At 64.8% G+C, this 3,280-nt stretch carries 3 protein-coding genes; all 3 read left to right on the plus strand.

Annotated features, from left to right (window positions below):
- Window positions 1–600, plus strand: a 600-nt coding sequence (locus RT028_RS20170; RefSeq protein WP_312937248.1) for an ATP-binding protein, incomplete at its 5' end; no start/stop codon positions are given.
- The gene (locus tag RT028_RS20175; protein ID WP_312937250.1) at window positions 594–1,928 is read left to right on the plus strand and encodes a sigma-54 dependent transcriptional regulator; all 1,335 of its coding nucleotides are present in this window, start codon (window positions 594–596) and stop codon (window positions 1,926–1,928) included. The genes RT028_RS20170 and RT028_RS20175, both read left to right, overlap by 7 nt.
- Window positions 1,929–2,195: 267 nt before the next feature.
- Window positions 2,196–3,280: MFS transporter (locus RT028_RS20180; RefSeq protein ID WP_312937252.1), on the plus strand; the 1,085-nt coding region annotated here is incomplete at its 3' end.

The following is a 3,280-nucleotide window of genomic DNA, read 5'->3' on the forward strand; positions in this document are numbered from 1 at the left end:
ACCCTGCGCCTGCTGCTCGACCACGGCCGCCATGACGAAGCCCGCCAGGCGCTCGAGCCGCTGGAGCAGATGCTCGCCCGCATGGCCTCGCTCACCGGCCACCTGAAGACCTTCGCCCGCAACAGCCCCGGCGGGCTGCGCGAGCGCCTGGACCTTGCCCGCGTGGTCGACCAGGCCCTGCAACTGCTCGACACCCGCCTGCGCAGCGACGGCATCGACCTGGCGCTGTACCTGGCTCGGCCTGCCTGGGTACGGGGCGATGCCATCCGCCTGGAACAGGTGCTGATCAACCTGTTGCACAATGCCCTCGACGCCATGGCCGACAAGCGCTTCAAACGCCTGGAGATCCGCATCGAACACGCCGAGGCCGACTGGCGCCTCAGCGTGCTGGATTCGGGTGGCGGCATTGCCAACGCGGACCTCGGCAAAGTCTTCGATCCCTTCTTCACCACCAAGGCAGTGGGCGACGGGCTGGGCCTGGGCCTGGCGATTTCCTACGGTATCGTGCACGAGGCCGGTGGCCAGTTGCGGGTCGAGAACCTTGCCGGTGGCGCCTGTTTCACCTTGTCCCTGCCCCGTGACCTGGAGCCTGTATGTTGAATTCGGTAATCGTCGTCGACGATGAAGCGAGCATCCGCAGTGCCGTCGAGCAATGGCTGAGCCTGTCGGGCTTCGAGGTGCAGCTGTTCGATCGCGCGCACGCCTGCCTGGCGCAGCTGCCCGCACACTTTCCCGGGGTGATCATCAGTGACGTGCGCATGCCGGGCATGGACGGTCTGCAACTGCTCGAAGCGGTGCAGCAGCAGGACCCGGACCTGCCGATGATCCTGCTCACCGGCCATGGCGACGTGCCGATGGCGGTGGATGCCATGCGCCGCGGCGCCTACGACTTCCTGGAAAAGCCCTTCACCCCGCAGCACCTGCTGGGCAGCCTGCGCCGCGCCCTGGAAAAACGTCAGTTGGTGCTGGAGAACCGCCGGCTGCACGAGCAGGCTGACCTCAAGTCACGTCTTGAGGGCGCCTTGCTGGGCATGTCCCAGGGCCTGCAGCAGCTGCGTCGGCAGGTGCTGGAACTGGCCGCGCTGCCGGTCAATGTGCTGATTCGCGGTGAAACCGGCAGCGGCAAGGAGCGCGTGGCACGCTGCCTGCACGACTTCGGCCCGCGCGCCGGCAAGCCGTTCGTGGCGCTCAACTGCGCCGCGATTCCCGAAGCGCTGTTCGAGGCCGAGCTGTTCGGCCATGAAAGCGGCGCCTTTACCGGCGCCCAGGGCAAACGCATCGGCAAGCTCGAATACGCCGATGGCGGCACTGTGTTTCTCGACGAGATCGAGAGCATGCCGCTGGCCCAGCAGGCCAAGCTGCTGCGCGTGATTCAGGAGCAGACGCTGGAGCGCCTGGGGGCCAACCAGAGCATCCGCGTCGATGTACGGGTGATCGCCGCCACCAAGCCGGACCTGCTTGAAGAGGCGCGCGCGGGGCGTTTCCGCGAAGACCTCGCCTATCGCCTGAATGTGGCCGAGCTGCGCCTGGCGCCACTGCGCGAGCGCCGCGAAGACATTCCCTTGCTCTTCGAGCATTTCGCCCGCCACTGTGCCGAGCGCCTGGGCCGCCCCGCGCCGCCCATTTCCGGTGCTCAGCTCACGCAACTGCTGGCCCATGACTGGCCCGGCAATGTGCGCGAGCTGGCCAACGCGGCCGAGCGGCACGCGCTGGGCCTCGACGATCCAGAACTGCACGCCGATGCCGTCAGCCCATCACTGGCCGAGCAACTGGAAGCGTTCGAGGCGCAGTGCCTGCGTGCCGCCCTTCGCCAGCATCAGGGCGAAATCAAATCGGTGATGGAAGCACTGCAACTGCCGCGGCGTACCTTGAACGAAAAAATGCAGCGCCATGGCCTGGTTCGTGAAGACTTCATAGAGCGCCGATAGGCGGATTCTTGCTCACTACAGGCATTGCATCGGCGGATTTCCGCTTATCGCGTCAGTGTCAGGCTGCGCAAGCATTCACCCCCTGCCCCAGGAGTGAGCGTCATGCCGCACCGTGCAACGCCTGTAGACTGGGGCCTGTTCTGTGCATGACGCGCCAATGCGCACCTTTCTGAACCCTTCGCGCACCCGTTTGGCACACCTTCTGCAATCGCCTGAGCCTGCCCGCTTCGGCGAGCCTCCTAAAAAAACAACGAGAAGGTCTCCCTGATGGATAACACCACGCCCCTGCCCGCCGGTGCAGCGTCTGCGCCAAGCACTGCGCGCAGCACCTCCAGCCGGCTCAAATCAATCTTCAGCGGTTCTATCGGCAATATGGTCGAGTGGTATGACTGGTATGTCTATGCCGCCTTCTCGCTGTATTTCGCCAAGGCCTTCTTCCCTGCTGGCGACACCACCGCACAGCTGCTCAACACCGCCGCGATCTTCGCCGTCGGCTTCCTGATGCGCCCCATCGGCGGCTGGCTGATGGGGCTGTACGCTGACCGTAAAGGCCGCAAGGCCGCGCTCATGGCCTCGGTGCTGCTGATGTGCGCGGGTTCCCTGGTGATTGCCCTGACGCCCGGTTACGAAACCATTGGCGTGGCAGCGCCGGTACTGCTGGTGATCGCGCGGCTGATGCAGGGCCTGTCGGTGGGCGGCGAGTACGGTACGTCCGCCACCTACCTCAGCGAGATGGCGAGCAAGGAGCGTCGCGGCTTCTTCTCCAGTTTCCAGTACGTGACGCTGATTTCCGGGCAGCTCATTGCCCTGGCCGTGCTGATCATCCTGCAGAACACCCTGACCACCGAAGAGCTGTACGCCTGGGGCTGGCGTGTACCCTTCGTGATCGGCGCGCTGTGCGCAGTGGTCGCACTGTGGCTGCGCCGCGGCATGGAAGAGACCGCATCGTTCACCAAGAAGGAAAAGGCCAAGGAAAGCCTGATGCGCACCCTGATGCGTCATCCCAAGGAGCTGCTCACCGTGGTCGGCCTGACCATGGGCGGCACCCTGGCCTTCTACACCTACACCACCTACATGCAGAAATACCTGGTCAACACGGTGGGCATGAGCATCAGTGACTCGACCACCATTTCGGCCGCCACGCTGTTCCTGTTCATGTGCCTGCAACCGGTGATCGGCGCGCTGTCGGACAAGATCGGCCGCCGTCCGATCCTGATCGCCTTCGGCGTGCTGGGCACGATCTTCACCGTGCCGATCCTCACCACCCTGCACACCATTCAGAGCTGGTGGGGCGCGTTCTTCCTGATCATGGCCGCGCTGATCATCGTCAGCGGCTACACCTCGATCAACGC

Origin of the sequence: Pseudomonas sp. (assembly GCF_032058845.1) — a bacterium.
Lineage (GTDB): Bacteria > Pseudomonadota > Gammaproteobacteria > Pseudomonadales > Pseudomonadaceae > Aquipseudomonas.

Coding starts and splice junctions, on each gene's coding strand:
- RT028_RS20175 (WP_312937250.1), top strand. CDS start 594: ATGTTGAATTCGGTAATCGTCGTCGACGATGAAGCGAGCATCCGCAGT.